This window comes from Paraburkholderia kirstenboschensis, from assembly GCF_032806925.1.
Classification (GTDB): Bacteria; Pseudomonadota; Gammaproteobacteria; order Burkholderiales; family Burkholderiaceae; genus Paraburkholderia; species Paraburkholderia kirstenboschensis.
This window is the reverse complement of record NZ_CP136513.1, coordinates 3,666,459-3,692,554: the sequence shown is the minus strand read 5'-3', so window position 1 is coordinate 3,692,554 and position 26,096 is coordinate 3,666,459. Positions and strand designations below refer to the sequence as shown.

General features: G+C 62.8%; 25 protein-coding genes and 1 pseudogene. 21 read left to right on the top strand and 5 right to left on the bottom strand.

Annotated features, from left to right (window positions below):
• Window positions 1-43 precede the first annotated feature (43 nt).
• Window positions 44-1,999, top strand: coding sequence for an acid phosphatase (locus RW095_RS39235; protein WP_317020979.1), 1,956 nt, complete (start codon window positions 44-46; stop codon window positions 1,997-1,999).
• A 76-nt stretch (window positions 2,000-2,075) separates the two neighbouring features.
• On the opposite strand, the gene RW095_RS39230 is transcribed toward RW095_RS39235, so the two are convergent.
• Entirely contained in the window at window positions 2,076-2,912 is an 837-nt protein-coding gene (locus RW095_RS39230; protein WP_317020978.1) for an alpha/beta fold hydrolase, read from the bottom strand.
• Between the two features lie 314 nt (window positions 2,913-3,226).
• On the opposite strand from RW095_RS39230, the gene RW095_RS39225 reads away from it, so the two are divergent.
• The 3 genes from RW095_RS39225 (at window position 3,227) to RW095_RS39215 (ending at window position 5,645) form a co-directional block, all read left to right on the top strand.
• Window positions 3,227-3,712: a DUF2844 domain-containing protein gene (locus tag RW095_RS39225; protein WP_317020977.1), complete on the top strand. Its 486-nt coding sequence runs from the start codon at window positions 3,227-3,229 to the stop codon at window positions 3,710-3,712.
• 27 nt (window positions 3,713-3,739) lie between these two features.
• Entirely contained in the window at window positions 3,740-5,050 is a 1,311-nt protein-coding gene (locus tag RW095_RS39220; RefSeq protein WP_317020976.1) for a DUF3443 domain-containing protein, read from the top strand.
• Between the two features lie 142 nt (window positions 5,051-5,192).
• Window positions 5,193-5,645, top strand: a complete 453-nt coding sequence (locus tag RW095_RS39215) for a DUF2844 domain-containing protein (protein WP_317020975.1) — start codon at window positions 5,193-5,195, stop codon at window positions 5,643-5,645.
• Window positions 5,646-5,930: 285 nt separating this feature from the next.
• On the opposite strand, the gene RW095_RS39210 is transcribed toward RW095_RS39215, so the two are convergent.
• Window positions 5,931-6,083, bottom strand: a complete 153-nt coding sequence (locus tag RW095_RS39210) for a hypothetical protein (RefSeq protein WP_317022861.1) — start codon at window positions 6,081-6,083, stop codon at window positions 5,931-5,933.
• A gap of 47 nt (window positions 6,084-6,130) precedes the next feature.
• On the opposite strand from RW095_RS39210, the pseudogene RW095_RS39205 reads away from it, so the two are divergent.
• Window positions 6,131-7,237, top strand: a pseudogene (locus RW095_RS39205) (DUF3443 domain-containing protein); the annotation flags it as partial.
• A 232-nt stretch (window positions 7,238-7,469) separates the two neighbouring features.
• On the opposite strand, the gene RW095_RS39200 reads toward RW095_RS39205, so the two are convergent.
• A complete protein-coding gene (locus RW095_RS39200) occupies window positions 7,470-8,801 on the bottom strand; it encodes an aspartate aminotransferase family protein (protein WP_317020974.1) in 1,332 nt (443 codons plus the stop codon).
• Between the two features lie 453 nt (window positions 8,802-9,254).
• Here RW095_RS39200 and urtA point away from each other — a divergent pair, with 453 nt between their 5' ends.
• From urtA to ureG, 16 genes are all read left to right on the top strand, one after another.
• Window positions 9,255-10,553 (top strand): urea ABC transporter substrate-binding protein, encoded by a 1,299-nt coding sequence (gene urtA, locus RW095_RS39195; protein ID WP_317020973.1) that lies wholly within the window; start codon window positions 9,255-9,257, stop codon window positions 10,551-10,553.
• Between the two features lie 313 nt (window positions 10,554-10,866).
• A complete protein-coding gene (gene urtB / locus RW095_RS39190) occupies window positions 10,867-12,513 on the top strand; it encodes an urea ABC transporter permease subunit UrtB (RefSeq protein ID WP_317020972.1) in 1,647 nt (548 codons plus the stop codon).
• A 1-nt stretch (window position 12,514) separates the two neighbouring features.
• Window positions 12,515-13,708, top strand: coding sequence for an urea ABC transporter permease subunit UrtC (gene urtC, locus RW095_RS39185; RefSeq protein WP_317020971.1), 1,194 nt, complete (start codon window positions 12,515-12,517; stop codon window positions 13,706-13,708).
• Complete coding sequence (urtD, locus tag RW095_RS39180; protein WP_317020970.1) at window positions 13,705-14,568, top strand: urea ABC transporter ATP-binding protein UrtD; 864 nt, start codon at window positions 13,705-13,707, stop codon at window positions 14,566-14,568. The genes urtC and urtD overlap by 4 nt, the downstream gene beginning before the upstream one ends.
• A 29-nt stretch (window positions 14,569-14,597) precedes the next feature.
• On the top strand, window positions 14,598-15,290 hold the full coding sequence (urtE, locus tag RW095_RS39175) for an urea ABC transporter ATP-binding subunit UrtE (RefSeq protein ID WP_317020969.1): 693 nt from the start codon (window positions 14,598-14,600) through the stop codon (window positions 15,288-15,290).
• 130 nt (window positions 15,291-15,420) lie between these two features.
• Window positions 15,421-16,326 carry an urease accessory protein UreD gene (locus RW095_RS39170; protein ID WP_317020968.1) on the top strand — a complete coding sequence of 302 codons (906 nt, stop codon included), beginning with the start codon at window positions 15,421-15,423 and terminating at the stop codon, window positions 16,324-16,326.
• Between the two features lie 440 nt (window positions 16,327-16,766).
• Entirely contained in the window at window positions 16,767-17,240 is a 474-nt protein-coding gene (locus RW095_RS39165) for an Hcp family type VI secretion system effector (RefSeq protein WP_317020967.1), read from the top strand.
• Window positions 17,241-17,253: 13 nt separating this feature from the next.
• Complete coding sequence (locus RW095_RS39160) at window positions 17,254-17,736, top strand: DUF2778 domain-containing protein (RefSeq protein WP_317020966.1); 483 nt, start codon at window positions 17,254-17,256, stop codon at window positions 17,734-17,736.
• An 11-nt stretch (window positions 17,737-17,747) separates the two neighbouring features.
• Complete coding sequence (locus tag RW095_RS39155) at window positions 17,748-18,035, top strand: hypothetical protein (protein ID WP_317020965.1); 288 nt, start codon at window positions 17,748-17,750, stop codon at window positions 18,033-18,035.
• Window positions 18,036-18,397: 362 nt separating this feature from the next.
• Window positions 18,398-19,201, top strand: a complete 804-nt coding sequence (locus RW095_RS39150) for a transporter substrate-binding domain-containing protein (protein ID WP_317020964.1) — start codon at window positions 18,398-18,400, stop codon at window positions 19,199-19,201.
• A gap of 133 nt (window positions 19,202-19,334) precedes the next feature.
• The gene (gene ureA / locus RW095_RS39145) at window positions 19,335-19,637 is read left to right on the top strand and encodes an urease subunit gamma (RefSeq protein WP_006048588.1); all 303 of its coding nucleotides are present in this window, start codon (window positions 19,335-19,337) and stop codon (window positions 19,635-19,637) included.
• A 36-nt stretch (window positions 19,638-19,673) separates the two neighbouring features.
• On the top strand, window positions 19,674-19,979 hold the full coding sequence (locus tag RW095_RS39140) for an urease subunit beta (RefSeq protein ID WP_020065115.1): 306 nt from the start codon (window positions 19,674-19,676) through the stop codon (window positions 19,977-19,979).
• Between the two features lie 55 nt (window positions 19,980-20,034).
• A complete protein-coding gene (gene ureC, locus RW095_RS39135; RefSeq protein ID WP_317020963.1) occupies window positions 20,035-21,741 on the top strand; it encodes an urease subunit alpha in 1,707 nt (568 codons plus the stop codon).
• A gap of 2 nt (window positions 21,742-21,743) precedes the next feature.
• Complete coding sequence (ureE, locus tag RW095_RS39130) at window positions 21,744-22,394, top strand: urease accessory protein UreE (RefSeq protein ID WP_317020962.1); 651 nt, start codon at window positions 21,744-21,746, stop codon at window positions 22,392-22,394.
• On the top strand, window positions 22,381-23,061 hold the full coding sequence (locus tag RW095_RS39125) for an urease accessory protein UreF (RefSeq protein ID WP_317020961.1): 681 nt from the start codon (window positions 22,381-22,383) through the stop codon (window positions 23,059-23,061). Before ureE ends, RW095_RS39125 begins: the two co-directional genes overlap by 14 nt.
• A gap of 11 nt (window positions 23,062-23,072) precedes the next feature.
• Complete coding sequence (ureG, locus tag RW095_RS39120; RefSeq protein WP_317020960.1) at window positions 23,073-23,726, top strand: urease accessory protein UreG; 654 nt, start codon at window positions 23,073-23,075, stop codon at window positions 23,724-23,726.
• 33 nt (window positions 23,727-23,759) lie between these two features.
• Here ureG and waaA read toward each other — a convergent pair whose 3' ends face one another.
• Window positions 23,760-25,067, bottom strand: a complete 1,308-nt coding sequence (waaA, locus tag RW095_RS39115; protein WP_317020959.1) for a lipid IV(A) 3-deoxy-D-manno-octulosonic acid transferase — start codon at window positions 25,065-25,067, stop codon at window positions 23,760-23,762.
• Between the two features lie 139 nt (window positions 25,068-25,206).
• Window positions 25,207-26,091, bottom strand: a complete 885-nt coding sequence (locus RW095_RS39110; protein ID WP_128585065.1) for a Kdo hydroxylase family protein — start codon at window positions 26,089-26,091, stop codon at window positions 25,207-25,209.
• Between the last annotated feature and the right edge of the window lie 5 nt (window positions 26,092-26,096).

Genomic DNA, 26,096 nt, shown 5'->3' with positions numbered 1-26,096 from the left:
ATCCGTTCCCATTCGAACTTTAACAACCGACATCAGGAAGCCTATGTTGTTTCAATCACCCGCACGCCGCCCGTTATCGACTTTCGTTGCCCTCTGTACTCTGCTCGCGCTGGGTGCGTGCGGCAGCGGTGACGAACTCCAGAGCAGTGCGGTCGTCGCGCCCGCCCCGCCGGCGGATCCTGGATTTGTGGATAGTGCGTCCATTCCTCCGGTGCCGGCATTTGTCGACAATGCCGCGTCCAATCAAAGAAACGACGCGCACTTCGCGACCCTCGATACGAATGCCGGCGTACGCGTTGTCGCCCGTTTCCTCGACTTGTGGCAGCCGTCGACCATGATTGTCGACGCGAGGGCCTCCGCGCCGGCAGTCGACGGCTTCCCCGCCGTGGTTGCCTCCACATGCTCGGGTCTCGTCAACTCAGGCACGGCTTGCGGCACGATCCTCAACGCGGCCGTGCTGAGTCAGAACACGCAGTTCGTCGTCAACGAGACGGTCGCGCGCACCCAGGCGCAAGCGGATGCAGCGTATTTCGACGACCGTCGCAACAAGGGTTACAGCGTGACCGACGGCATGGGACCGTTGACCGGCGCATGGCTGGGTCTGACGCAGCAAACCACGACGATCACCTCGATTCCGGCGAACGCGACCACCACGCTGTACAACGACGCGGGCAACAACACGGGCGTCGGCCGCCCGGCCAATGCGGCGTTCGGCACCGTGGTCGACTTTGTCAACGCAATGAGCACGAACGGTTCGACTGAACCGGCGAAGCGCTTCTACAAATACGCCAGGCCGTACCGCTGGAGCAGTTCGGTGGTGGTCGCGCCGACACTCGTGCCGGCCGAAAGCGCCACGCCCGCCACCGATGGCGGCTTCATCAGCGGCCATACGGCGGAGGCAATGCGCGACTCGATGGCCATGGCTTACGTGGTTCCGCAGCGCTTCCAGGAAATGATGAGTCGTGCGATGGAACTGGGCGAAAACCGGATCGTCGCAGGTATGCATTCGCCGCTCGACGTGACGGGTGGACGGATGCAGGGCCTCGCGGTAGTGGCCGCCAATCTCTATAACCCGGCCAACGCGTCCCTGAAGGCCGCGGCATATGCGCAGGCCCAAAGCGCTTTGATGGCCCAAACCAGTACGACGAGCAGCACGTTCAACACGTTCGCGCATTCGGGCACAACCGCGACCGACCGTTTCGCCGACTATACGGCCAACCGGTCGAACTACTTGCGTCGGATGACATTCGGCTTCTCGCAAATCGAAGCGACCGACGCAGCGCCGGTGGTTCCGAAGGGAGCAGAACTGCTGCTGGAAACCCGCTTTCCTTACCTCAGCGCGGATCAACGCCGCGTCGTGCTGAAGACGACGGAACTTCCGTCTGGCTATCCCGTGATGGACGATGCCGAAGGCTGGGGGCGCTTGAACATGTTCGCAGCCGCGGACGGCTACGGCGCGTTCAACGGCAATGTCGTCGTTTCGATGGACGCGACACAAGGTGGCTTCAACGCGCTCGACACCTGGCGCAACCCGATCTCGGGCGCGGGCAAGCTGACCGTGCAGGGGACGGGCACGCTGAGACTGGCCGGAGCCAACACGTTCTCGGGTGGCTCGCAGATTGCAGGCGGCACGCTCGAAGCCGACTCCGCGTCCGCGCTCGGAACGGGTGACGTGTATCTAGGTGCGGGCTCGCTGGTCGTCAATGCGCGCGGTGTGGTTTCCGTCGTTGGCAAATTCACGCAGCTCGCGAATACGACGTTGGAACTGAATATCGGTGCCAACGGACAAGGCTCGATGAAGGTCGGCGCTCAGACCACGGTTCTCGGGGGAACGCTGCATGTGAAGTTCGTCGACGGCTTCAAACCGAAGGCGGGCGATACGATCACTGTGATCAGCGGCAATGGTTCGAACGTGAAGTTCTCCGCTGTTTCCGTTGACGGCTTCAAAGCCACGCCTGTCTACGCATCGAGCGGCGTTCAGGTACATCTCGATTCGTAACGAAGGCGGGAAAGCTCCCGCCCTTCGCCACATCAACTGCGAGTCCGCTCGGCGCGGACTCGCAGCGTCATCACTCCTAGCCCTGCACGAAAGCCAGCAAATCAGCGTTGAGCACATCTGCGTTCACCGTCAACATGCCGTGCGCGAAGCCCGGATACGTCTTCAATGTTCCGTTCTTCAACAGCTTGATCGACTTCAGTGCCGCATCGGCAAACGGCACGATCTGGTCGTCTTCGCCGTGCAGCACGAGAGTCGGCACGCTGATCGCGCGAAGGTCTTCCGTCTGGTCCGTTTCCGAAAAGGCCTTGATGCCTTCGTAGTGCGCCTTGGCGCTGCCCATCATGCCCTGACGCCACCAGTTCTGGATCACGCCTTGATGGACCGTCGCGCCCGGACGATTGAAGCCGTAGAACGGCCCCGCCGGAACGTCGACGAAGAACTGCGCGCGGTTGTCGGCAAGCGCCTTGCGAAAGCCGTCGAAAACATCGAGCGGCAGACCTTCCGGATTCGCCTCGGTCTTGAGCATCAGCGGCGGCACGGCGCTCACCAGCACGGCCTTCGCGACGCGGCCAGCCGGTTCGCCGTGCTTCGCCACATAACGAGCCACCTCGCCGCCGCCGGTCGAATGGCCGATATGCACGGCATTGCGCAGATCGAGCGCTTCTACCACCGCGAAAGCGTCGGCGGCATAGTGGTCCATGTCGTGTCCGTCGGAGACTTGCGACGAACGGCCGTGGCCGCGCCGGTCGTGAGCGATCACGCGGAAGCCCTTCTGAACGAAGAACAGCATCTGCGTATCCCAGTCGTCGGAAGACAACGGCCAGCCGTGGTGGAACACGATCGGCTGCGCGTCCTTCGGACCCCAGTCTTTGTAGAAAATCTCGACATTGTCCTTCGTTGTCACGTACGGCATGGTCGTTTCTCCTGTTTCACGTTTCGGGCGATAGCCGACTAGATGATCCGGCGCGAGTGTTACCAAAGCCACCATGGTGGCAACAAACTGTAGAGCGAACTGCGCGACACGCTGAAGGGAGAATACTGACACGCGCCGCGTTATGGAAGGTCGCCGTAAAAAACTGATCGTTGCGCCGATGCCATCAATCGCTCCCGGGCACGCTGCTCGCGTCGCAATTTATTGAGCCGTTTCGTCCATCCGATTAGGAAATTTCGCAGAGTTTTCCGAATACCAGACGGGCACCATGCTCGGTCCATTTCGGGAGCCGTGTGATGAGACTCATGAAGATAGCGATGCTGGCCGCAACCGTGTTGCCGCTGTCGTCGTATGCCGCGCTGGGCGGCTCGCCGGTCGCGGGCGCGTCCGTGCCGCTCGTGCTGCGCGCCGCCACGCCACAGTCCGCCCCGGCCTCCGCAATCAGCCAGCCGGCCAGCGGGACCGTTACGTCGGCGCCCTATTCGGTGCGCCAGTCGGTCGACGCGAACCGCGTCACGATCCGCGAATACATGCTGCCCGCCAATGTCGTGTTCGCCGTCACCTGGGACGGACCAGTGCGCCCGAATATGCGCGCGCTGCTTGGCAGCTATTTCGCAAATTACGTTGCAGCCGGGCAAAGCGGCGTACGCGGCTCCGGTCCTCTGATAGAAGGCAACGACGACTTCCACATCGAATCCGCAGGCCGCCTCGGGCGCTTCTTCGGCATGGCCTGGGTGCCGCGTCTGATGCCCACGGGCGTGCGGCCGGGCGATCTCGAATAACAGGCGTTCCGCTTCCTGAGGAAACACATGAATACATTGAAGAAGACGCTTTCGCTCGCGGCGGCCATTGGCGTTCTGGCGCTTTCCGCTTGCGGCGGGGGGGGCGGCGGCACCGGCACTCAGGGCGACAATTCGGCCGGCTGGAACGCCACGCCGCAATGGACACCGCACGGGTCCGGCACCTCCAGCGGTTCGGGAAACTCATTGCTGCCCGCTACCGGCGACAACACGGTCACGATCCGCGTCGACAATACGATGGGAGGCGTCAACCTGCTCAAGGCCTCGATCAGGGTATGCGTGCCGGGCACCGGGAGTGCGCCGCAATGCGTGACCGTCGACAACATGCTGGTCGACACCGGTTCCACCGGCGTGCGCCTCGCGGCGCGCGCCATTCCCACGCTGGCCCCGCTGCTGCTGACGCAAGTCGGCGCGGTCGACGACACGAGCGGCTCCGCGCCCATCGTCGAATGCATGCCGTTCGGCTCGGGCTATACGTGGGGCTCGGTCAAACGCGCCGACATTACGATCGGCAGCAAGACAGCAAGCAACCTTCCGATCCAGGTGTACGCGGACGGCGCATTTCCCACACCCGACGACTGCACGAACTACGGTGCCGACATGGGCGGCGGCGCCTTCGCCGACATAAACGGTATTCTCGGCGTCGACAATTTCGCGATCGACTCCGGCGACGCGGTCACTACCGCCATTCCTGGCAATTACTACTATTGCCCGTCGCAGAACTCGTGCATTAGCACACGCATGCTGGCGGGCAAGGAAGTGAAGAACCCCGTGGCCGCATTCGCCACGGACAACAACGGCACGATCATCCGCCTGCCCGCCGTGCCGGCCAGCGGCCAGACGAGTGTCACGGGGCAACTGGTGTTCGGCATCGGTACGCAGCAGAACAACGCGTTGCCGTCTAGCGCGACCGTGCTTGCCATCGACAAATACGGCGCTTTCACGACGCAGTATCACGGCAAGGTCTTCACCCGCAGCGTGATAGACAGCGGCACCAATGCGTATGCTTTCCCCGACGACACCATCGCGACGAGCGCGGACAGCTGGTACAGGCCTGCTGCGCCGCTGAATCTGAGCGCAACGATGGAGGCCACGAACGGCACGGGCAAGCCGCTCGATATGCCGTTCTCCATTGCCGATACGAGCAACCTGCGGTCGTCCGGCTACTATGCTCTCAGCAACGCGGGCGCGAACTTCGCGTATGGCGGGAAAAACAGCACGTTCTTGTGGGGGTTGCCGTTTTTCTATGGCCGGGACGTCTACACGGTAATGGGAAACGCGAAGGTCGGTAACCAGACCGGACCGTTCGTCGCCTTCTGACAATCAACTGCGGTCGTACTCGAGGCGCGGCGTTATCGCAGCGCCTCCTTAAGCCGTTTCCTACCACCCGTTCAGCCTCATCTGCACATTCCGATATAGCCGCGCTGGCAACATGCTCCGACCTGTTTCGTGGAGCGATCCGATGATTCTTACTAAGGCCGCACTGGCCGTTGCGGCCATGTTGCCGCTGGCATCTTTTGCGGCATTGGGCGGCGCGCCGAGCCTCGGTACAACGTCGCACTCGTTGCTCCGGTCGGCAGCGGCCGTTGCCACGCCCGCCGCGACGGCGCCGTACACGGTGCGCGAATCAAGCGATACCGACGGCGTCCGGATTCGCGAATATGTATCGCCTGGCAACGTCGTGTTCGCCGTCGCATGGCAAGGCCCGGTGCGTCCCGACATGAACGCGCTGCTCGGCAACTACTTTCAACGCGCCGCGTCGGCGGGTGCGGGCCATCCGCGCGGCACAGGCCCATTGATCGACCGTAGCGGCGACTTTCAGATCGAGTCGGTCGGCCGGCCCGGCAGCTTCTTCGGCAAGGCCCTGTTGCCGCGCCTGCTGCCGGCGCATGTACGCGCCGAAGACATCCAGTAACGCCGTGCGCAGACTCACCGAACAAGAAAACGATGAACACTTTCAGCAAGACCCTTTGCTTCGCGTTGCTAACGACCAGCGTCGGGCTGTCCGCCTGTGGCGGTGGCGGCGGTAGCGACGACGGGGGCTCGAAGCCGGCGCAGAGTAACGATAAGGCGGGTTCGTCGGAACCCGCTTCAGGGGTCGCTGGGGGGCAAGGGCCGGCGCCTACGTCTACGTCTACGTCTACGTCTGCACCGACTCCAACTCCCAGTCCGGCGCCGCCTCCGGCTCCGCGTCCTACGCCTACGCCGTCGCCGTCACCGAGCCCGAAGCCGACACCAGCACCGTCGCCAACGCCAAGCCGGAAGCCCGCGCCGACGCCCACACCGGCACCAACACCGGCACCGGCACCCACACCAACGCCAGCACCAACGCCCACACCAACGCCCACACCAACACCGACACCAACACCGACATCGACGCCTACCCCCGCCACGAACACCGCTCCCATCATCGTCGAACGATGGACAGGCGGCTATGCCAACACGCCCTACGTCACCGTCACGTTCTGCATCCCGGGCGTGCAAGGCGCAAATCAGTGCGCGACGATCGATCACATGCTGCTCGACACGGGCTCGGCAGGCGTGCGTGTGTTGGCAAGTGCGCTGGGTCCGGCGCTGACAGGCGGCTTGCCCGCACAGACCGGCGCGGCCGACGACCCCACCCGCGGCGCGCCGATCTCCCAATGCGCGATCTTCGCGTCGGGCTACACGTGGGGCTCGGTGAAGCGTGCGGACGTGACCATTGGCGCAAAGCTGGCGGGCAATCTGCCAGTCCAGGTTATCGGCGATGGCGCGAACGCCACGCCGCCGGATTGCGCGTCGCGCGGCGTCTCGGACATCGGCAGTGTTGCGCAGCTCGGAGCGAACGGCGTGGTCGGCATCGGCTCGGCGGTACGCGACTTTCCGCTCGCCGCACAATATGTGCTGCCGGCGACGTACTACTATTGCCCGTCCACCGGGTCGTGCACGAGCACGCGCGTGCCGCTCGACACACAGATCATGAATCCGGTTGCCGACTTCACTACCGACAACAACGGCACGATCATCCGCCTGCCTGCATTGCAGCCCGGCGGTCAGGCGAGCGCGGCGGGTGAGCTCGTGTTCGGCATCGGGACGCAGCAGAACAATGGGTTGCCGTCGAGCGCGAATATCATCCCGCTCGACAGCAACGGCTTTTTCGCGACCGCGTATAAGGGCAGCACCTTCGGCAACGGCGTTATCGACAGCGGCTCGAACACGACCATCTTCCGTGATACGGCCATTCCGTTCGACGCGTGGGGTCGCTACACGCCCTCCATCACGCTAAGCCTATCCGCTGTGCTGAAGCCGACGGGCAGCGCGGCCACGTCCGCAACCGTGCCGTTCCAGGTAGCCAACACGGCGAGCCTGCTCTCCGGCACCTATGCGGCGCTCGATAACATTGCGTCGTACACGTCCGTCTCCAGTTACTTCATCTGGGGCTTGCCGTTCTTCTTTGGCCGCAGTCTGTACACCGCGCTGAATGGATCGCAAGCCGGATCGCAAAGTGGACCGTTCGTCGCGTTCTAGCGCGCCGACGCAAAACCCGCGCAATGCATGAGGCCGGCGCGGCACGCGCTGGCCTCATGCAAACGCCTCATGCAAACGCCTCATGCAAACGCCTCACGCAAACGCCTGATGCAGCCGCTTGATGCAAACGCCTCATGCAAACGCCTTGAGGCAAACTCATAAAGCCAGCGCACAAAGCAAACGCCTAAGCGAACACGCAAAGCCAACGCCTCCAGCCAATCACTCCAAACATTCAATCCGTCTCGCTCAACACCTGGGCCACCGTCGCGAAGATCTCGTCGATCTGCTCCTCTTCGATAATGAGCGGCGGCGAGAACGCGAGAATGTCGCCGGTATAGCGCGTCAATACACCCTTTTGAAAACATCGCACGAACACGTCGTAAGCGCGTGCGCCAGGCGCCCCGTCGCGCGGCGCAAGCTCGACGCCGCCCACGAGCCCGAGATTGCGAACGTCGATCACGTGCCGTTCACCGCGCAGCTTGTGAATCGCGCGCTCGAAAAGCGGCGCCATCCGCGCGGCCCGGTCGAATAACTGCTCGCGCTCGTAGAGGTCGATCGTCGCACATGCCGCGGCGGCCGCAATCGGATGTCCCGAGTATGTGTAGCCATGAAAAAGTTCGATGCCGCCCGGCGCGCCGTTCACGATCGAGTCGTGAATCTGGCCGCTTGCAGCCACCGCGCCCATCGGAGCGGCTGCGTTGTTGGTGCCCTTCGCCATCGTCAGCAGGTCGGGCGTGACGCCGAAGTACTGCGCGGCGAACGGCGCGCCGAGGCGGCCCCAACCGGTGATGACTTCGTCGAAGACCAGCAGAATGCCGTGCTTGTCGCAGATCTCGCGCAGCCGTTGAAGATACCCTTGCGGCGGAATCAGCACGCCTGTCGATCCGGCCACCGGCTCCACGATCACCGCGGCAACCGTCGACGCATCGTGCAGCGTGACGATCCGCTCGAGTTCGTCGGCGAGATGCGCGCCCCACGCCGGCTGGCCTTTCGAATAAGCGGCCTCCTTGATGTTCAGCGTATGCGGCAAATGATCGACCGACGGCAGCAGCGCGCCCGAAAACGCCTTGCGGTTGGGCGCAATGCCGCCCACGGAAATACCGCCGAAGCCGACGCCGTGATAGCCGCGTTCGCGTCCAATGAAGCGCGTGCGTTGGCCCTCGCCGCGCGAGCGGTGATAGGCCAGCGCGATCTTCAGCGCGGTGTCGACTGCTTCCGAGCCTGAGTTCACGAAGAAAATGTGCTTCAGATCGCCGGGCGTGTGCCGCGCGATCTTCGTCGCGGCCTCGAATGCTTTGGGGTGACCCATCTGGAAAGTGGGCGCGAAATCCATCTCAGCGGCCTGAGCCTGCACGGCGGCCACGATTTCATCGCGGCAATGCCCGGCGTTCACGCACCACAGTCCCGCGGTGCCGTCGAGAATGCGCCGGCCATCATGCGACGTGTAGTACATGCCTTTCGCGCTCGCGAGCAGACGTGGCGCGCTCTTGAACTGGCGATTGGCGGTGAAGGGCATCCAGAACGCGGACATGTCTGGTTGATTGGCGCCGGCGGACTCAGTCATCTCATATCTCCATGCAAAGCTGTCGACGGGAGTTGGCGCTTCAGCGCTTACTCCAGTCCCATGCAAAGCTGTCGACCGGAGTTGGCGCTTCAGCGCTTACCCCGATCCTATGCAGCGCGAACTAAACGGTCTTTCAGTGTAGGCACAACACAGCGCATGCACAAAGCGGCGGCGCACGTGCACCGCCAAAGCCCGCTGGCCGATGGTCACGCTTCGTCGCGGCGCGGCGCGCACCTGAACGAGGCGCATCGAGCGCATGTGCACCAGATTCGTACGCCAAGCCGCATAAGCCGGCCCGCGTGGAGGCGCGCCGCAGCGCGCGAAGCCGCAGCGGGCCCCGCATCCCTCACATGGCATGTGCCTTGCAGTACACGAGCGGCAATCATGCGGGGCAAGCCCCGTGGCTGAAATCGACGCCCATAAACATTCATCATCAATGGCAAGGGGATACACATGAAACGTCGCAGTCTGTTGAAGTTCGGCTCCATGTCCGGCGCGCTCGCGCTTGCAGGTCGCGCGCCGTTCGCGCACGCACAGTCCGCGAGCGGTCCGATCAAGGTGGGCATTCTGCATTCCCTGTCCGGCACGATGGCGATCTCCGAGACATCGCTGAAAGACACCGCGCTCATGACGATCGCGGACATCAACAAGAACGGTGGCGTATTGGGCCGTCAGCTCCAGCCGGTAGTGGTCGACCCCGCTTCGAACTGGCCGCTCTTCGCCGAAAAAGCGCGTCAGCTGATCACGCAGGAAAAGTGCGCCGTGGTCTTCGGCTGCTGGACTTCGGTGTCGCGCAAGTCGGTGCTGCCGGTGTTCGAGGAGCTCAACGGGCTGCTCTTCTACCCGGTTCAATACGAAGGCGAAGAGATGTCGCGCAACGTGTTCTACACGGGCGCCGCGCCGAACCAGCAGGCGATCCCTGCAACCGAATATCTGATGAGCGCCGAAGGCGGCGGCGCTAAGCGCTTCTTCCTGCTCGGCACCGACTATGTGTATCCGCGCACGACCAACAAGATCCTGCGCGCGTTCCTGAAGTCGAAAGGCGTGCAGGAGGCCGACATCCAGGAGGTCTATACGCCGTTCGGCCATAGCGATTACCAGACCATCGTCGCGAACATCAAGACCTTCTCGCAAGGCGGCAAGACGGCCGTGATCTCGACGGTGAACGGCGACTCCAACGTGCCGTTCTATAAGGAACTCGGCAACCAGGGGCTGAAGGCTTCGGATGTGCCGGTCGTCGCGTTCTCGGTCGGCGAGGAAGAACTGCGCGGCATCGACACGAAGCCGCTGGTGGGCAACCTCGCGGCATGGAACTACTTCATGTCGGTACGCAACCCGGCCAACGAAAAGTTCAAGAAGCAATGGGCCGCGTGGGTCAAGGAGAACAATCTGCCTGGCGGCACCAAGCGCGTGACGAACGACCCGATGGAAGCCACTTTCGTCGGCATCCACATGTGGAAGCAGGCTGTCGAGAAGGCGAAGAGCACCGAAGTCGACAAGGTGCGCGTGGCGATGATCGGCCAGCAGTTCGCGGCGCCGTCGGGCTTCACGCTCGCAATGGACGGCAACCACCATCTGCACAAGCCGGTGATGATCGGCGAAGTACGCGCGGACGGTCAGTTCAACGTGGTGTGGCGCACCAAGACCGCGGTTCGCGCGCAGCCGTGGAGCCCGTTCATCGCAGGCAATGCAGGCAAGCCGGATGTGGTCAGCTCGATCCCCGCGTTTCTGAAGCGCTCGCGGGTCGCTTAACCGCACCACGCATGCGGCGGCTCGGGTGGCCGCCGTCATGCGTCGAGGCGAACTCCCGGCGACCGTGACGGTGTTCGGCCTCGCGCAGTGAGTTCGCCGCGGATCCGGCATGCGCAGCAATCGCGATCGAACTGCGAGAGTGCCAGGCGAGCGATCACGGTCGTGATGCTTGCGACGCGTCGGCCCGACACTGCCCCATGCAATCCGGCGGCCAAAAGAAGCCGTGCAACGTGCGGTGCAACATCGGCTCGCATTCAACCGGCGTGATGCGCGCTTTGCAAAGCGCGTCGCCGGTAATTCCTCAAAGGCCATCATGGCGTTTTCATTCCTCACTTTTGCACAGCGGATCGCGCGACGCAGCGTCAGCAGCGCCGCTTTTGCGTTGGTTACGTTGGGCGCGCTCGCGCCGCATGGCGCGTTCGCGCTGACCGCGGCCGATGTCGCGCCGCTCGCCGCCGACGATTTCGACGCGAAGTCCGCAGCCATCGACAAACTCATCGCCAATCACGACAAGGAGTCGGTCGCGGTGCTGAAGGCGTTGTCCGAAGACGGCGTGCTCGCCACCGACTCAGGCGCCGTCCTGCTGCAGGACGGCGACGCGACGCGCGACGCCGTTACCGGCAAAACCGTCGCCGCAACCGACGCCCAGCCCGTCACGTTGAATAATCTGCTGCGCTCGAAAGTGGCGGGCGCGCTCTCGGGCATACAACTCGACTCGCCGGATAAAGCGACGCGCGAGCAAGCCATCGACGCGCTGCTGAAAAACCCTGACCCGTCGATCAAGCCGCTCGTCGACGCGGCCCGCGCGAAAGAAACCGACCCGACGCTGAAGAAGCGCCTCGACACGCTGTGGGCGATGACCGCGCTGCACGACGCCGACGCGGCAAAACGTCTCGAAGCGGTGAAGCTCGTCGCCGCGCGGCACGATCTCGATATGAACGAACTGCTGCGGCCGCTCGTCGCAAAGAAACCCGACGGCACCTTCGCGGAAGCCGACGCTCGCGTGCGGGCCGCGGCGCAAAACGGCATCGACGAACTCGACGCAATCCAGCGCCGCGGCGAAATCGCCGGCACGCTGTTCGCGGGTCTGTCGCTCGGCAGCGTGCTGCTGCTCGCGGCACTCGGCCTCGCGATCACGTATGGCCTGATCGGCGTCATCAACATGGCGCACGGCGAATTTCTCATGATCGGCGCGTACGCCACATATGTCGTGCAGAACCTCTTTCAGCGCTTCGCACCCGGCGCGTTCGACTGGTATCCGCTCGTCGCGGTGCCCGCGTCGTTCGTGGCGGCGGCGCTCGTCGGCATCGTAATCGAGCGGCTCGTGCTCAAGCATCTGTATGGCCGTCCGCTCGAAACGCTGCTGACCACCTTCGGCATCAGCCTGATCCTGATTCAGGCAACGCGCATGCTGTTCGGCGCGCAGAACGTTCAGGTGGTCAATCCTTCGTGGATGAGCGGCGGCGTGACCGTGCTGGCGAACCTGATCCTTCCGTACAACCGCCTCGCGATTCTCGCGTTTTCGCTGATCGTCGTCGGCATTGCATGGGCCGTGTTGACGAAGACGCGCCTTGGACTTTTCGTGCGCGCCGTCACTCAAAACCGCCGCATGGCTGCATGCGTCGGCGTGAAGACCGCGCGGGTCGACTCGTATGCGTTCGCGTTCGGCGCCGGCATTGCGGGACTCGGCGGCTGCGCGTTGTCGCAGATCGGCAATGTCGGGCCGGACCTCGGGCAAAGCTACATCATCGATTCGTTCATGGCGGTCGTGCTCGGTGGCGTGGGTCAACTGGCGGGCACTGTGATCGGCGGCTTCGGGCTCGGACTCGTGAGCAAGGCGATTGAGCCGTTCTGGGGCGCCGTGCTCGCGAAGATCGCGGTGCTCGTGCTGATCGTGCTGTTCATCCAGAAGCGTCCGCAGGGCATGTTTGCCCTCAAGGGCCGTAGCGCGGAGGCATGAGATGACATCTGCAACTTCCTCTTCGAGCGCGTCGGGTCATGTCGGTGCAACGGGCGGCAACTCAGCCGGCCGCGTCGCGCAGTCGGGCTTCGCCCTCGGCTTGCCGCCGCGCCCAGCGTTGCTGTCGCGCCGCGCATGGCTTGCGCTGATCGCGCTGATCGTCGTGTTCGGCTTCGGCGTGCCGTTCGCCACGCTAGTGGTGCCGGAAGCGAGTCCGCTGCACCTGTCCGCTTACGCGACGACGATCACCGGCAAGTTCATGTGCTACGCGATCGCGGCGCTCGCGCTCGATCTGGTGTGGGGTTATTGCGGCATTCTGAGTCTCGGGCACGCGCTCTTCTTCGCACTCGGCGGCTACGCGATCGGCATGTACCTGATGCGCGCAATCGGCCACGACGGCAAGTACGGCAGCGATCTGCCCGACTTCATGGTGTTCCTCGACTGGCATCAACTGCCGTGGTATTGGCAAGGCACGCAGCATCTAAGCTATGCGCTGCTGCTCGTCGTGCTGGTTCCCGCGGTGGTGGCCTGGGTGTTCGGCTTCTTCACGTTCCGCTCGCGCGTGAAGGGCGTGTATCTGTCGATCATCACACAGGCGATGACGTTCGCTGCAATGCTGCTCTTCTATCGCAACGAGACGGGCTTCGGCGGCAATAACGGCTTCACGGATTTCAAGCGCATCGGCGGCTTTCCGATCACGCATCCCGGCACGCGCACTGCCCTGCTGCTGATCACGTTTGCCGTGCTGATCGTCGCGTTCCTCGGCGCGCGGGCGATCGTCACCTCGAAGCTCGGCCGCGTCGTCACCGCCGTGCGCGACGGCGAGACGCGCCTGATGTTCCTCGGCTACAGTCCGCTCGCGTACAAGCTCTTCGTGTGGACCGTGTCCGCCGTGTTGTGCGGCATTGCGGGCGCGTTGTACGTGCCACAAGTCGGCATTATCAATCCGGGTGAGATGTCGCCTGGCAATTCGATCGAAATGGCCATCTGGGTGGCCGTGGGCGGACGCGGCACGTTGATTGGGCCGATTGTCGGCGCGTTCGCGGTGAACGGCGCGAAGAGCTTCTTCACGGCAAACTTCCCTGAATACTGGCTGTTCTTTCTCGGTCTGATTTTCGTGCTGGTCCCGCTGTTTCTGCCGAACGGCATCATGGGATTGGTCGAACTCGTGACGCGCAAGAGGAACCGCTCATGAACGAAAACCCGATGGTTCCCGATCTGGCTTTGCCCGAACACCCTTCCGAACACGCGTTGAGCGGCGTCGCGAGCATGGGGCACGTCGTCGTGCCCGGCGAGATCGACGTTTCCCACGGCACGATCCTGTATCTCGAAGACGTGACCGTGAGCTTCGACGGCTTCCGTGCGTTGAATGCGCTGACGCTTTCTATCGACGCCGGCGAATTGCGTTGCATCATCGGACCGAACGGCGCAGGCAAGACGACGATGATGGACGTGATCACCGGCAAGACCGGGCCTGATTCGGGCAAGGTGTTTCTCGGCCAGTCCATCGACCTCACGCGGATGAACGAGCCGTCCATTGCGCGTGCCGGCATTGGACGCAAGTTCCAGAAGCCGACCGTTTTCGAGCAGCATCCCGTGTGGGAAAACCTCGAGCTCGCCATGAAGACCGACAAGGGATGGCTTGCGTCGTTGCGCGCGCGGCTCGATCGCGAAGCGCAAGCACGCATCGAAGAAACGCTCGTCCTCATCGGTCTGGAAACCGAGGCGCGGCGCCTTGCCGGCGAACTCTCGCATGGACAGAAGCAGCGGCTGGAAATCGGTATGTTGCTGATGCAGCAACCTGCGCTGCTGCTACTCGACGAACCCGCCGCCGGCATGACCGACGACGAGACGATGCAGTTGGCCGACCTTCTCAATCACCTGCGCGGCACGTGCTCGATGATGGTCGTCGAACACGACATGGAGTTCGTGAAAGCTCTGTCGGGCGATACGGGCAAGGTCACGGTGATGGCCGAAGGGCGCGTGCTCGCGCACGGCACGCTCGACGAAGTGAAACGCGACGAGACGGTGATCGAGTCATATCTCGGTCGATGAGTGGGCCGTGAATCAAAGGGTCGAACGACATGCTTGAAGTAGAAAACCTGAACCAGTACTACGGCGGCAGCCACATTCTTCGCGACGTGAAGCTGACCGTGCCTGACGGCAAGCTCACCGTGCTGCTCGGACGCAACGGCGTGGGAAAGACCACGCTGCTGCGCTGCCTGATGGGCGTCGTGCAGACGAAGAGCGGTTCCATCGCCTGGCGCGGCGCGCCGATCACGAAGCTGCCGACTTATTCGCGCGTCGAGAAAGGGCTCGCGTATGTGCCGCAGGGACGCGATATCTTTCCGCGCCTGACCGTCGAAGAAAATCTGCTGGTGGGCGCGGCTAGCAAGAAAGCGCCGAAGAAAATCCCCGATCGTATCTACGAGTTGTTTCCAGTACTGAAGGACATGCGCAGCCGTCGCGGCGGCGATCTGTCGGGCGGTCAGCAACAGCAACTCGCGATTGGCCGCGCGCTGATGAGCGATCCGCAACTGCTGATTCTCGATGAACCCACCGAGGGCATTCAGCCGTCGATCATTCAGGACATTGGGCGCACGCTGCGTCAGCTTGTTGAAGAGATGGGCATGACCGTGTTGCTCGTCGAGCAGTATTACGACTTCGCAAAGGACATCGCCGATCGCTATTGGGTGATGAGCCGCGGCGAGATCGTCGCGGGCGGAGAAGGCGTCAATATGGACGCCGACGGCGTGCGTGCGCTGATCGCCGTGTGAGTCGTGAGCGCTGGCAGGCGTGCTATGCTCGGCGCGTCTTGTGGCGCATGTTCTGCGGCGCACGTTCTGTGGCGCAAGTCGCGGCTTGCCGCACGCTCTGTCCTGACACCTCGATCGCACGTTCATTCGCATGTCGCTTCACGAAAATCACGTCACGCTCGCTACTGTGCAATCTCAGGCGCAACCCCAGGCGCAGAGCGGTGCGCATGCGCATTGGCGAGCGCGTCTCGAACTTGGGTTCGTCAGGCATGGCGAGCGCACTGCCCTGCAGCATCGGCTGCACGATGGGCCGCTGCGTGTGCAACGGCCGTTATATCCGGAAGGTCAGAGCGTTTGTCATGCAGTGATCGTGCATCCGCCCGGCGGCGTCGCGGGCGGCGATCAACTCGATATCGACGTGAATGTCGGTGCTCATGCGCATGCGGTGATGACGACGCCTGGCGCGACCAAGTGGTACAAATCCAATGGACGCGCCGCGCGGCAGACTATCGCCGTGCACGTTGCCGAGAATGCGAAGCTCGACTGGCTGCCGCAAAACAATATCGTGTTCGACCATGCGAATGCGATGCTCGATTTCTCACTGACGCTCGAAGAAGGCGCTACCGCGATTGGCTGGGATGCGACGCAGCTTGGGCGGCAGGCCGCAGGCGAGCGGTGGTCGGCGGGGAGCTTGCGGGCCGTGTCGCGGATCGTGCGCGCTAACGGCGAGTTCTTATGGCTCGAACGTGCGGCTCTTCGCGCCGAGGATCCGCTGCGCGATGCGGCGCAAGGGCTCGGCGGATTTCCCGCTTATGGGACGCTTTGGGCGGTTGGCGCGGCTTGCGACGACGCGCTCGCTGAAGCGCTGACCGCACAGCTTCCATTCGACGATTCGCTGCGCGCGGCCGCTTCGTGCGTGACGAGCGGAGTATTGCTCGTGCGAGCTGTTTCGCGATCCATGGAGACGTTGCAGCGCGCTTTGACGCAATGCTGGATGCAGTTGCGGCCTGTCGTGCATGGGGTCGAGGCGGTGCCTTTGAGGATTTGGGCGACGTAGGTTTCGGCTCTGTGCTTTTTTCACCGACGTTTCCATGCAATAGCGTGGCATGCCAGACGTGCCCCTCTGCCCGGCGCCATTTGCAGTGTTGCTCCTGCGCTCAGCCTTAGAGGCACAGACATCCTCGATTTTTCGTCGCTGTCTCAGCACCGCACACGGCCGATCCGTTGATTGGCACGGCCTGGACGATCAATACTGAGACGGCCGGCGACTGACTGTTTTCCATCTTCCCCCGCTGACATTGACGCCCGCCTTGGGCGTTTTTTACGCCCTCTATCAGACAAAGCTTGACGAATTATCACAGGGCGGGCGTCTTTTTCGGATTGTCCTGATACCCAAATCGTCTGGGATTCTTCGGAATGGATCGCGGGATGTGTGCACCGTTTGAGCATAAGCCCCTGACACCGCACGTCCCATTCCCATCACTTTCGAGTCCCCCTATGGCACAGGACATATTCATCAAAATCAACGGCATTGACGGCGAGTCGCAGGATGCTTCGCATCTGAACGAAATCGACGTGATCGGCTGGCGCTGGAAGGTTTCGCAGCAATCGACAATGCTGTCCGGCTCCGGCGGCGGTGCGGGTAAAGCTACTGTTTCCGATCTGGAGTTCACGCACCAGCTAGATCGCGCCAGCCCGAATCTGGCGAAGTACTTCACCGGCAAGCATATTGACCAAGTCAAACTGACTATGCGAAAGGCCGGGGGGCTCCCATTCGAATACCTGAAGATCGCGATGTACGACGTAGTCGTTACCCAGATTGAACCTGTGGGCGGCGGTGATGTTTGCCATGAGGAAATTCGCCTTTCTTTTTCAACTATGAAATACGAGTACTTAGTGCAAAACGAGGCCGGAGGAAGCGGCGGTGCGGTGACTGCGACGTTGTACATCAAGGACAACATGACAACGTGACGGGGGCGAAGCGATGCCGGTCAAATGCATTTTTGTTCTTAACGGCAAAACGACTTCCACACTTACGTGTGAGGGAACCGCGCCCGTTACGGCCTTTTCCGGTACCGGCCATGGCCGAGACAACCCGGATGACACAGCTATGGAAAACGTCGGGCCACTTCCAAAAGGAACGTACTACCTCGTGGACCGCCGGTCCGGCGGGTTCCTGGGCTTTATACGCGATTGGTGGAGCGCGCATGGGAACGTCTCAACTGACAGACATGAATGGTTCATGCTGTGGAACCCAATATCGGGGGACACGACCAACATTAATGGCATCAAGCGAGGCAACTTCCGGCTACATCCAACAGGAAGGATGCAACTGAGCGAAGGGTGCATCACCGTAGCCAGTCCGCACGAATTTGACAGGCTTCAAAAATTCATTCGGTCGCGCGGGTTAACCGTACCAGTGCCCGGTACCGCGCTGAGAGCTTATGGAACGGTTGAGGTGAAATGAGAAAAAGGCTCGTGGCCAAGCTATTACGATACGTCGTCTGGATCGCAATATCCCTCGCCGGCGGATGGCGGCTGACGTACCACATCGATGACATGTTTCCGGGTAACATGCCCGATTCCGTCGATATGTTCATCCGCTTCTGCCTGGAGGTCGTAGGGCGTAGTGATCTGGCGAACCCGGACGATATGGAAGTGCTCGCCTTGCTTCTCTACTGGGCAATAGCTGCCCTGCTCGTCGGCGCGCTTATCTTTCTTTGCTACATCGGAGCACGCGCGTTATTGCTCAAAAGAGGGCCGTAGTTATTGCGAGGCAAAGAGCGCACGCGTCGGAACAGACTCGACCATAGGAGCACCCACATGACCGGGTGCTCCTATCAGTCAACTGGAACGCCCGCGTCGTTCAACGACTCATTGCTCGTTCAACGTTCGCCCCATCCGCGCGGCAATGCGATGCAACGGAAACTGGTCACCATACTTTCACCGCGTAAGACACGCCCGCACCAACTCGGCGCTTACGCGAGCCCTCGCATGGTGCACTGGCCCACAAACCTCCCCACCAGCCCCCGCCGCACCACGATGGCACACACCTTGCGTTGCTAGCGGCCGACGCTGCCGCTTCCTCGACGCCAGCCGCCTGCCCGCCACCACCACAGCTACTACAAATGAACCGACTCACGCTCCGTTCCACGCGCCGTACCGTCGTCGCCGCACTGATCGTCTCGCCCCTGCTCGCGATCACCGCCCCCGCGGCTCACGCCGACACACTCGATAACATCGCCAAGGCAGGCGTGCTCAAGGTCGCCGTGCCCGAAGACTATCCGCCGTTCGGTTCGGTCGGCCCCGACATGAAGCCGCAGGGCTATGACATCGACACCGCCGCGCTGCTCGCGAAGTCGATGAACGTGAAGCTCGAACTGGTGCCCGTCAACAGCGCGAACCGCATTCCCTATCTGCAAACGAACAAGGTCGATCTGGTGATTTCGTCGCTCGGCAAGACGCCCGACCGCGAAAAAGTGATCGACTTCTCCAACGCCTACGCGCCGTACTATCAGGGCGTGTTCGGTCCCGCCGACATCAAGGTCAGCGGCCCCGCCGATCTGACCGGCAAGACGGTCGGCGCGACGCGCGGCGCGCTCGAGGAACTCGGTCTCACGCAAATGGCGCCCAACGCCACGATCAAACGCTTCGAGGACAACAACGCGACCATCGCCGCGTTCCTGTCGGGCCAGGTTCAGTTGATCGCTGCGGGCAACATCGTCGCCGCCGCGATCCTCGCGAAGAATCCGCCGCGCCGTCCAGAGCCGAAGTTCGTCATCAAGAACTCGCCGTGTTTCGTCGGCATGAACAGGAACGAACCGCGCCTGCAGCAGAAGGTGAACGCCGCCATCGCGCAAGCAAAGCAGGACGGCACGCTCAACACGATGTCGAAGAAGTGGTTCGGCGCAGCGTTGCCTGCGGATCTGTAAGCGCGTCGTTAGCCGGGCTTGATAGCGTCGCTGTTTTGTCCGGCACTGCATGGGTCGCATCGGCGGCCCGCAACGCATATCATTGTCGCAGCCTGATCCTTTCGGATCGGGCGCAACCCACCGCACTCATTCGATGAAGCTGACACCTCGCGAGAAGGACAAGCTGCTGATCTTCACCGCCGCGCTGCTTGCCGAACGGCGCCGCGCACGCGGCCTCAAACTGAATTATCCGGAAGCGGTCGCCTTCATCACCGCCGCGCTGATGGAAGCGGCACGCGACGGCAAGACCGTCGCCGAGGTCATGCACTACGGCACGACGCTGCTCACTCGCGACGACGTCATGGAAGGCGTGCCCGAGATGATCCCCGACATCCAGGTCGAAGCCACCTTCCCCGACGGCACGAAGCTCGTCACCGTTCATCATCCGATTCCCTGATCCGCTGAATCCCGCTAAACCTATCAAGGCACGCCCATGATTCCCGGCGAACTCATCACCGACGACGGCGAACACGAACTCAACGCGGGCCGCGCCACCGTGACGGTGCTCGTGTCGAATACCGGCGACCGGCCGGTGCAGATCGGCTCGCATTACCACTTCTACGAAGTGAACGACGCACTCGCCTTCGACCGGGAGGCCGCACGCGGCTTCAGGCTGAACATCGCTGCGGGCACCGCCGTGCGTTTCGAGCCCGGCCAGGAGCGCACCGTCGAACTCGTCGAACTGGCGGGCGAGCGCATCGTCTATGGCTTCAACGGCAAGGTGATGGGCAAGCTGTGACGGGCCGCGTGCGCTCATCCGCTTGAACCGCCCTGCTCATTTCCGGACTGACATCATGACCTTACGCATTGGCCGCCGCGCATACGCGGAAATGTTCGGCCCCACCACCGGCGACCGCGTGCGTCTCGCCGACACCGAGTTGCTGATCCAAGTGGAGCGCGACTTCACCACGTACGGCGAAGAAGTGAAGTTCGGTGGCGGCAAGGTGATTCGCGACGGCATGGGCCAGTCGCAGCGCGTGCATGCCGACGTTGTCGATACCGTTGTGACCAACGCGGTAATTCTCGATCATTGGGGCATCGTGAAGGCCGACATCGGCATCAAGAACGGCCGCATCGCCGCTATCGGCAAGGCGGGCAATCCCGACATTCAGCCGAACGTCACGATCGCAATCGGCGCATCCACGGAGGTGATCGCGGGCGAAGGGCTGATCGTCACGGCGGGCGGCATCGACACGCATATTCACTTCATCAGTCCGCAGCAGATCGAAGAAGCGCTCGCCAGCGGCGTGACGACGATGCTCGGCGGCGGCACCGGTCCGGCAACCGGCACCAATGCAACCACCTGCACGCCGGGTCCGTGGCATCTCGAACGCATGCTGCAAGCGGCAGACGGCTATCCGATGAACCTCGGCTTCCTCGGCAAAGGCAACGTGAGCCAGCCGCAGCCCGCGCTCGAACAGATCACGGCGGGCGCGATCGGCCTGAAGCTGCACGAAGACTGGGGCACGACGCCGGCCGCAATCGACAACTGTCTGTCCGTCGCCGACGACACCGACACGCAGGTCGCCATTCACACGGATACGCTGAACGAAGCGGGTTTCGTCGAAGCGACCGTGGCTGCGTTCAAAGGCCGCACGATACATACGTATCACACGGAAGGCGCAGGCGGCGGCCACGCGCCCGACATCATCAAGGTATGCGGCGAAGCGAACGTGCTGCCTTCTTCGACGAATCCGACGCGGCCCTACACCGTCAACACGCTTGAAGAGCATCTCGACATGCTGATGGTGTGTCATCACCTGGACCCGTCGATTGCGGAAGACATTGCGTTCGCCGAATCGCGCATTCGCCGCGAGACCATCGCCGCGGAAGACATCCTGCACGATCTCGGCGCGCTCTCGATGCTGTCGTCGGATTCGCAGGCGATGGGCCGCGTGGGCGAAGTGATTATTCGCACGTGGCAGACCGCGCACAAGATGAAAGTGCAACGCGGCGCGCTGCCCGAGGACACCGCACGTCACGACAATTTCCGCGCGAAGCGTTATGTCGCCAAGTACACGATCAACCCGGCAATCACGCACGGCATCGCGCATGAAGTCGGTTCTATCGAGCCCGGCAAATGGGCCGATCTCGTGTTTTGGGAACCGGCGTTTTTCGGCATCAAACCGTCGTTGATCCTCAAAGGCGGCATGATCGCAATGGCGCAGATGGGCGATCCGAACGCGTCGATTCCAACGCCGCAGCCGGTGCATTATCGCGAGATGTTCGCCACGCGTGGCGGTGCGCTCGGACGCACGTCGCTGACTTTCGTTTCGCAACTCGCCGCCGATGCAGGCGTCGCCGAGCGCTATGGCCTGAACAAGCGTATCGTGGCCGTGAAGAACTGCCGCAACATCACGAAGGCGGACATGATCCACAACGCGTGGCGCCCGTCGATCAGCGTCGATCCGGAAACCTATCAGGTGATCGCCGACGGTCAACTGCTGACCTGCGAACCCGCGACTATCTTGCCGATGGCGCAACGCTATTTTCTGTTCTGACCATGCGCACACTTGACAAACTGGTTGCACCGCATCTCAAACTCGCGCCGGTGCTTGTAAAGCGCGCGCCGACGCTGACGCTCGCTTTCGACGAGCGTCGCAAGAGCCGCCTTGCGGCCACGCTCGATAGCGGCGAAGAAGTCGCCGTGCTGCTGCCACGCGGCACCGTGCTGCGCGATGGCGATGTGCTGGTCGCAGACGATGGCGGTCTCGTGCGAGTAGTCGCCGCGCCGGAAACGGTGCTGGTGGTCCGTGCGAAAGACACGTTGACGCTCACGCGTGCCGCGTACCACCTGGGCAATCGCCATACGCCGGTGGAAGTCGGCGCGGATTATCTGAAGCTCGAATACGATCCGGTGCTGGCCGATATGCTGAAGCGTATCGGCGCGACGGTCGATCAGGTTTCAATGCCGTTTCAGCCGGAGTCCGGCGCGTACGGCGGCGGCCATAAGCATGGCCACGACGAAACGTTCGCCGAAGACTATGCATTGGCGCAGCAGGTGTTCGGCGAGCATCATGGGCATGAGCATTCGCATGATCATGACCACGGGCATGGCCACGGGCACACGCACGCGCACGATCACGAGCAGGAAGGCCACGTCCACGACGAATCTTGCGGCCACGCGCATCACCATCACCATGCGCATCGCTGAACTCACCGCGCTTTTGCACCTTGCGTCGCCGGCGCTGCCCATCGGCGCCTTCAGCTACTCCCAAGGTCTCGAAGCGGCGATCGAAGCGCAACTGATCACCGATGCCGATTCGGCTCGCGCCTGGATCGCGAGCGGCCTCACCGATGTGCTCGCGCATGGCGAACTGCCGTTTCTCGCGCACCAGATAGAGCGCTGGCGCACACACGACGCTGCTGGCCTCGCGCAAGCGAATAGCGAGTTCCTCGCGAGCCGCGAGTCGGCCGAATTGCGGCGTGAAACCGAACAGATGGGCTGGTCGTTGCGGCAGTTGTGCGCATCGCTCGAATGGGGCGATGCGGCACGGCGCGCGACGCTGGCCTCTATGACGCCGCTCGCACAACCCACGGCGTTCGCCTTCGCAGCGTATGCGCACGATGCCGCCGTCGACGCCGCTCTCGCCGCGTACGCATTTAGCTGGGTCGAGAACCAGGCCGCCGCCGCATTAAAAGCCGTGCCATTGGGCCAACTGGCGGGGCAACGCATCATCGTCGCGTTGCGCGAGCCGATCGATGCTGCGGTCAAGCGCGCTTTAGCCACGTCGCCGGAAAACATCAATACCTTCGCGCCGCAACTCGGCATTCTGTCGGCGCGTCACGAGTCGCAATATTCGCGACTTTTTCGCTCATAAAACGATCCATCATGAACGCACCTCATCATCCCGCTCACTCGTCCGTCCGTACGAAGAAACTGCCGCCGCTGCGCGTGGGCGTCGGCGGTCCGGTCGGCTCGGGCAAGACAACGTTGCTCGAAATGCTTTGCAAGGCGATGCGCGAACAGTACGACCTGGTCGCGATCACCAACGACATCTATACGAAAGAAGATCAGCGCCTGTTGACGGTGGCGGGCGCGTTGCCGGCCGAGCGGATCATGGGTGTCGAGACGGGCGGCTGTCCGCATACCGCGATTCGCGAGGACGCGTCGATCAACCTCGAAGCTGTCGACCGCATGCTCACGCGTTTTCCGGATGCGGACATTGTCTTTATCGAATCGGGCGGCGATAACCTCGCGGCGACCTTCAGCCCGGAACTGTCGGACCTGACGATTTACGTGATCGACGTGGCAGGCGGCGAGAAAATCCCGCGCAAGGGCGGCCCGGGCATTACGAAGTCCGATCTGCTCGTGATCAACAAGACGGACCTCGCGCCGATGGTCGGCGCGAACCTCGACGTGATGGCTTCCGACGCGAAGAAAATGCGCGGCGAGCGGCCTTTTGTGATGTGTAATCTGAAGGCGCTCGATGGATTGGGCGACGTGGTGCGGTTTATCGAGCGAAAGGGGTTGTTGAAGGTTTGAGTGCTGACGCGCTGAGTCTGCCCAGCACTGCCCTCACTCCGGCAACACCGCCATCAATACATCCACGGTACGCGCGGTCGCCCCGCGATGACGCGCGGCAAACGCCGAGGCCGCGCCGCCCATCATGAGCCGCCGCGCCTTGTCGTTGAAGAGTTCGCGCAGCGCTCGCGCCAGATCGGCCGGATCCTGCACCTGCACCGCCGCGCCTGCGGCGACTGCATCGGCCGTGGCCTGCGTAAAGTTGAACACGTGCGGCCCGATCAGCACGGGCACGCCCACCGCGCAGGCTTCGATCAGATTCTGTCCGCCGAGCGGCAACAGACTGCCGCCGATAAACGCGAGGTCCGAGGCCGCATAATAAGCGCCCAGTTCGCCCATCGAATCGCCGAGCAGCACATTCACGTCCGCCGGCAATGCAGGCACACCGCTGCTCGCAGCCGCTGACGCAACTTTCGCATCGGGCGCCCACGTCGAACGTCGCGCGAGTCGCAGCCCGGCTTTCTCGACGAGCGCCGCAACTTCGTTAAAGCGCTGCGGATGGCGCGGCACGAGAATCAACAGCGCACCTTCAACGCCGAGGGCCGCGAACGCTTGCAACACGAGTTCCTCTTCGCCTTCGCGTGTACTTGCCGCGACCCACACCGGGCGCGCGCCGATTGCCGCGCGCCACGCATGACCGCGCGCCGCCAGTTCGGGCGGCGTGCTCATGTCGAACTTAAGATTGCCCAGTACCGCGACGTTGCGCGCGCCAAGCGCGGTCAACCGTTCCGCGTCCGATGGACTCTGCGCCAGCACGCGCGCAAAGCCGCCGAACACATCTTTTGTCGCGCCGCCGAATTTCGCCGCGCGCTTATATGAGCGCGCTGACATCCGCGCGTTGGTCAACACCAGTTGCACGTCGGCGCGCCTGCACTCGTCGATCAGCGTGGGCCACACCTCGGTTTCCATTACCAGACCGAGCGACGGCCGCCACGCGCGCAAAAAGCGCCGCACCGCGTGCGGCATGTCGTACGGCAGATAGCTGCGCAACACGCGGTCGCCGAAAATCTGCTCGCCGGTCGCGCGGCCGCTCGGCGTCATGTGAGTCAACAGAATGCGTGCGTCCGGACGCGCTTTGATGAGCGCCTCGATCAGCGGTTGCGCGGCACGCGTCTCACCGACCGACACCGCATGCACCCAGATCAACGGCGCGTTGTCTTCGGGCAAACGTCCGCGAACGTAGCCGAAGCGCTCGCCGATATGTTGACGATAACCGCGCTCCTTGCGCGAACGAATCAGCAGACGCAGCACGGCGACCGGCGCGATGATCCACCAGAGCGCGTTATAGATTGCCCTCAGCATCGGCGCTCCGCATGATGCAACCGCACAGTGTGCAGCTCGCGAATACAGTGCCGATGCAATGGACCTCGCATGACCGCATAGTCAGGCACCGGCGCGCGACGGTGCACAAAGTCTCGCGAGCCCGAACGAACGGCGGCGCTCAAACCAGCGCCCTGCCCTTCAGGCGTTCAAGTATGCCGAGCGGCGCACATTCGGGTTGCACCATTGCCTTGACCGGCAGGAAGAAAGTCTGCTCGAGCATGAACTGACCGGACATCACAGCGTGCGAAGTCTGATCGGAGAAGCACACCCACACGCTGCCCGGCGGAAACGGCAGGGTCTCCTGCGGGCTTGTCTTCTGATATTCGAGGTCGGCCTTCATGCCGTCGTGCAGATGGAGCATCAAATGGTCGTACTCGCTGCGCGGCGATTTGGTTACGTGCAACAGATTCAGCAGCCACGCTGCGCCAGGCATTTGCGGCTTGATGTGCGGCAGAAAGCGTTTGGCCATGTCCTCGAACGGTTCGCCAACTCGCCACACGCGCGGCACGCCATTCGGATTGACGTTGGTGAACACACGCAGAATGCGTTCGCCGTAATTGGGCCGCGACGGAAACGCGTCCACATGCAAGCGGCTATCGTCCTTGCGCCATGACGTTTGCCGTGTTTCCACCTGATGCAGCCGCAAACTCGTGGGCGCCACGCGCAGCTTGCCGTTGTATTCGGGAAAGAGCCCGTCGACGAGCGTGCGCGCATTCGCCTGGTATCGCGCGATCAACGCGCGCACCGCGGACTGCGTGACGGCGTTGCCGGCCACGCCGTGCAATGCGCCGCCATTCGGTTCGAGGCTGATGTTCTTGCGGTTGGGATCGGCCAGCGCGGGATCGAGCAGCGCCTGCTCGCCGCCTTCAATCGCGAAACGCAGGTTCGGGAAATACAGCACCTTGCCGCGTTCGACGCCGGCGAGCAGCGTCTCACGCGGCACGGACAGGTTGCGCGCGTGCCAGTCGGCATTCGCTACTTCGATGATCTGGGTTTCGTTCATGATCG

Coding starts and splice junctions, on each gene's coding strand:
- RW095_RS39235 (WP_317020979.1), top strand. CDS start 44: ATGTTGTTTCAATCACCCGCACGCCGCCCGTTATCGACTTTCGTTGCC.
- RW095_RS39230 (WP_317020978.1), bottom strand. CDS start 2,912: ATGCCGTACGTGACAACGAAGGACAATGTCGAGATTTTCTACAAAGAC.
- RW095_RS39225 (WP_317020977.1), top strand. CDS start 3,227: ATGAGACTCATGAAGATAGCGATGCTGGCCGCAACCGTGTTGCCGCTG.
- RW095_RS39220 (WP_317020976.1), top strand. CDS start 3,740: ATGAATACATTGAAGAAGACGCTTTCGCTCGCGGCGGCCATTGGCGTT.
- RW095_RS39215 (WP_317020975.1), top strand. CDS start 5,193: ATGATTCTTACTAAGGCCGCACTGGCCGTTGCGGCCATGTTGCCGCTG.
- RW095_RS39200 (WP_317020974.1), bottom strand. CDS start 8,801: ATGACTGAGTCCGCCGGCGCCAATCAACCAGACATGTCCGCGTTCTGG.
- urtA (WP_317020973.1), top strand. CDS start 9,255: ATGAAACGTCGCAGTCTGTTGAAGTTCGGCTCCATGTCCGGCGCGCTC.
- urtB (WP_317020972.1), top strand. CDS start 10,867: ATGGCGTTTTCATTCCTCACTTTTGCACAGCGGATCGCGCGACGCAGC.
- urtC (WP_317020971.1), top strand. CDS start 12,515: ATGACATCTGCAACTTCCTCTTCGAGCGCGTCGGGTCATGTCGGTGCA.
- urtD (WP_317020970.1), top strand. CDS start 13,705: ATGAACGAAAACCCGATGGTTCCCGATCTGGCTTTGCCCGAACACCCT.
- urtE (WP_317020969.1), top strand. CDS start 14,598: ATGCTTGAAGTAGAAAACCTGAACCAGTACTACGGCGGCAGCCACATT.
- RW095_RS39170 (WP_317020968.1), top strand. CDS start 15,421: ATGTCGCTTCACGAAAATCACGTCACGCTCGCTACTGTGCAATCTCAG.
- RW095_RS39165 (WP_317020967.1), top strand. CDS start 16,767: ATGGCACAGGACATATTCATCAAAATCAACGGCATTGACGGCGAGTCG.
- RW095_RS39160 (WP_317020966.1), top strand. CDS start 17,254: ATGCCGGTCAAATGCATTTTTGTTCTTAACGGCAAAACGACTTCCACA.
- RW095_RS39150 (WP_317020964.1), top strand. CDS start 18,398: ATGAACCGACTCACGCTCCGTTCCACGCGCCGTACCGTCGTCGCCGCA.
- ureA (WP_006048588.1), top strand. CDS start 19,335: ATGAAGCTGACACCTCGCGAGAAGGACAAGCTGCTGATCTTCACCGCC.
- RW095_RS39140 (WP_020065115.1), top strand. CDS start 19,674: ATGATTCCCGGCGAACTCATCACCGACGACGGCGAACACGAACTCAAC.
- ureC (WP_317020963.1), top strand. CDS start 20,035: ATGACCTTACGCATTGGCCGCCGCGCATACGCGGAAATGTTCGGCCCC.
- ureE (WP_317020962.1), top strand. CDS start 21,744: ATGCGCACACTTGACAAACTGGTTGCACCGCATCTCAAACTCGCGCCG.
- RW095_RS39125 (WP_317020961.1), top strand. CDS start 22,381: ATGCGCATCGCTGAACTCACCGCGCTTTTGCACCTTGCGTCGCCGGCG.
- ureG (WP_317020960.1), top strand. CDS start 23,073: ATGAACGCACCTCATCATCCCGCTCACTCGTCCGTCCGTACGAAGAAA.
- waaA (WP_317020959.1), bottom strand. CDS start 25,067: ATGCTGAGGGCAATCTATAACGCGCTCTGGTGGATCATCGCGCCGGTC.
- RW095_RS39110 (WP_128585065.1), bottom strand. CDS start 26,091: ATGAACGAAACCCAGATCATCGAAGTAGCGAATGCCGACTGGCACGCG.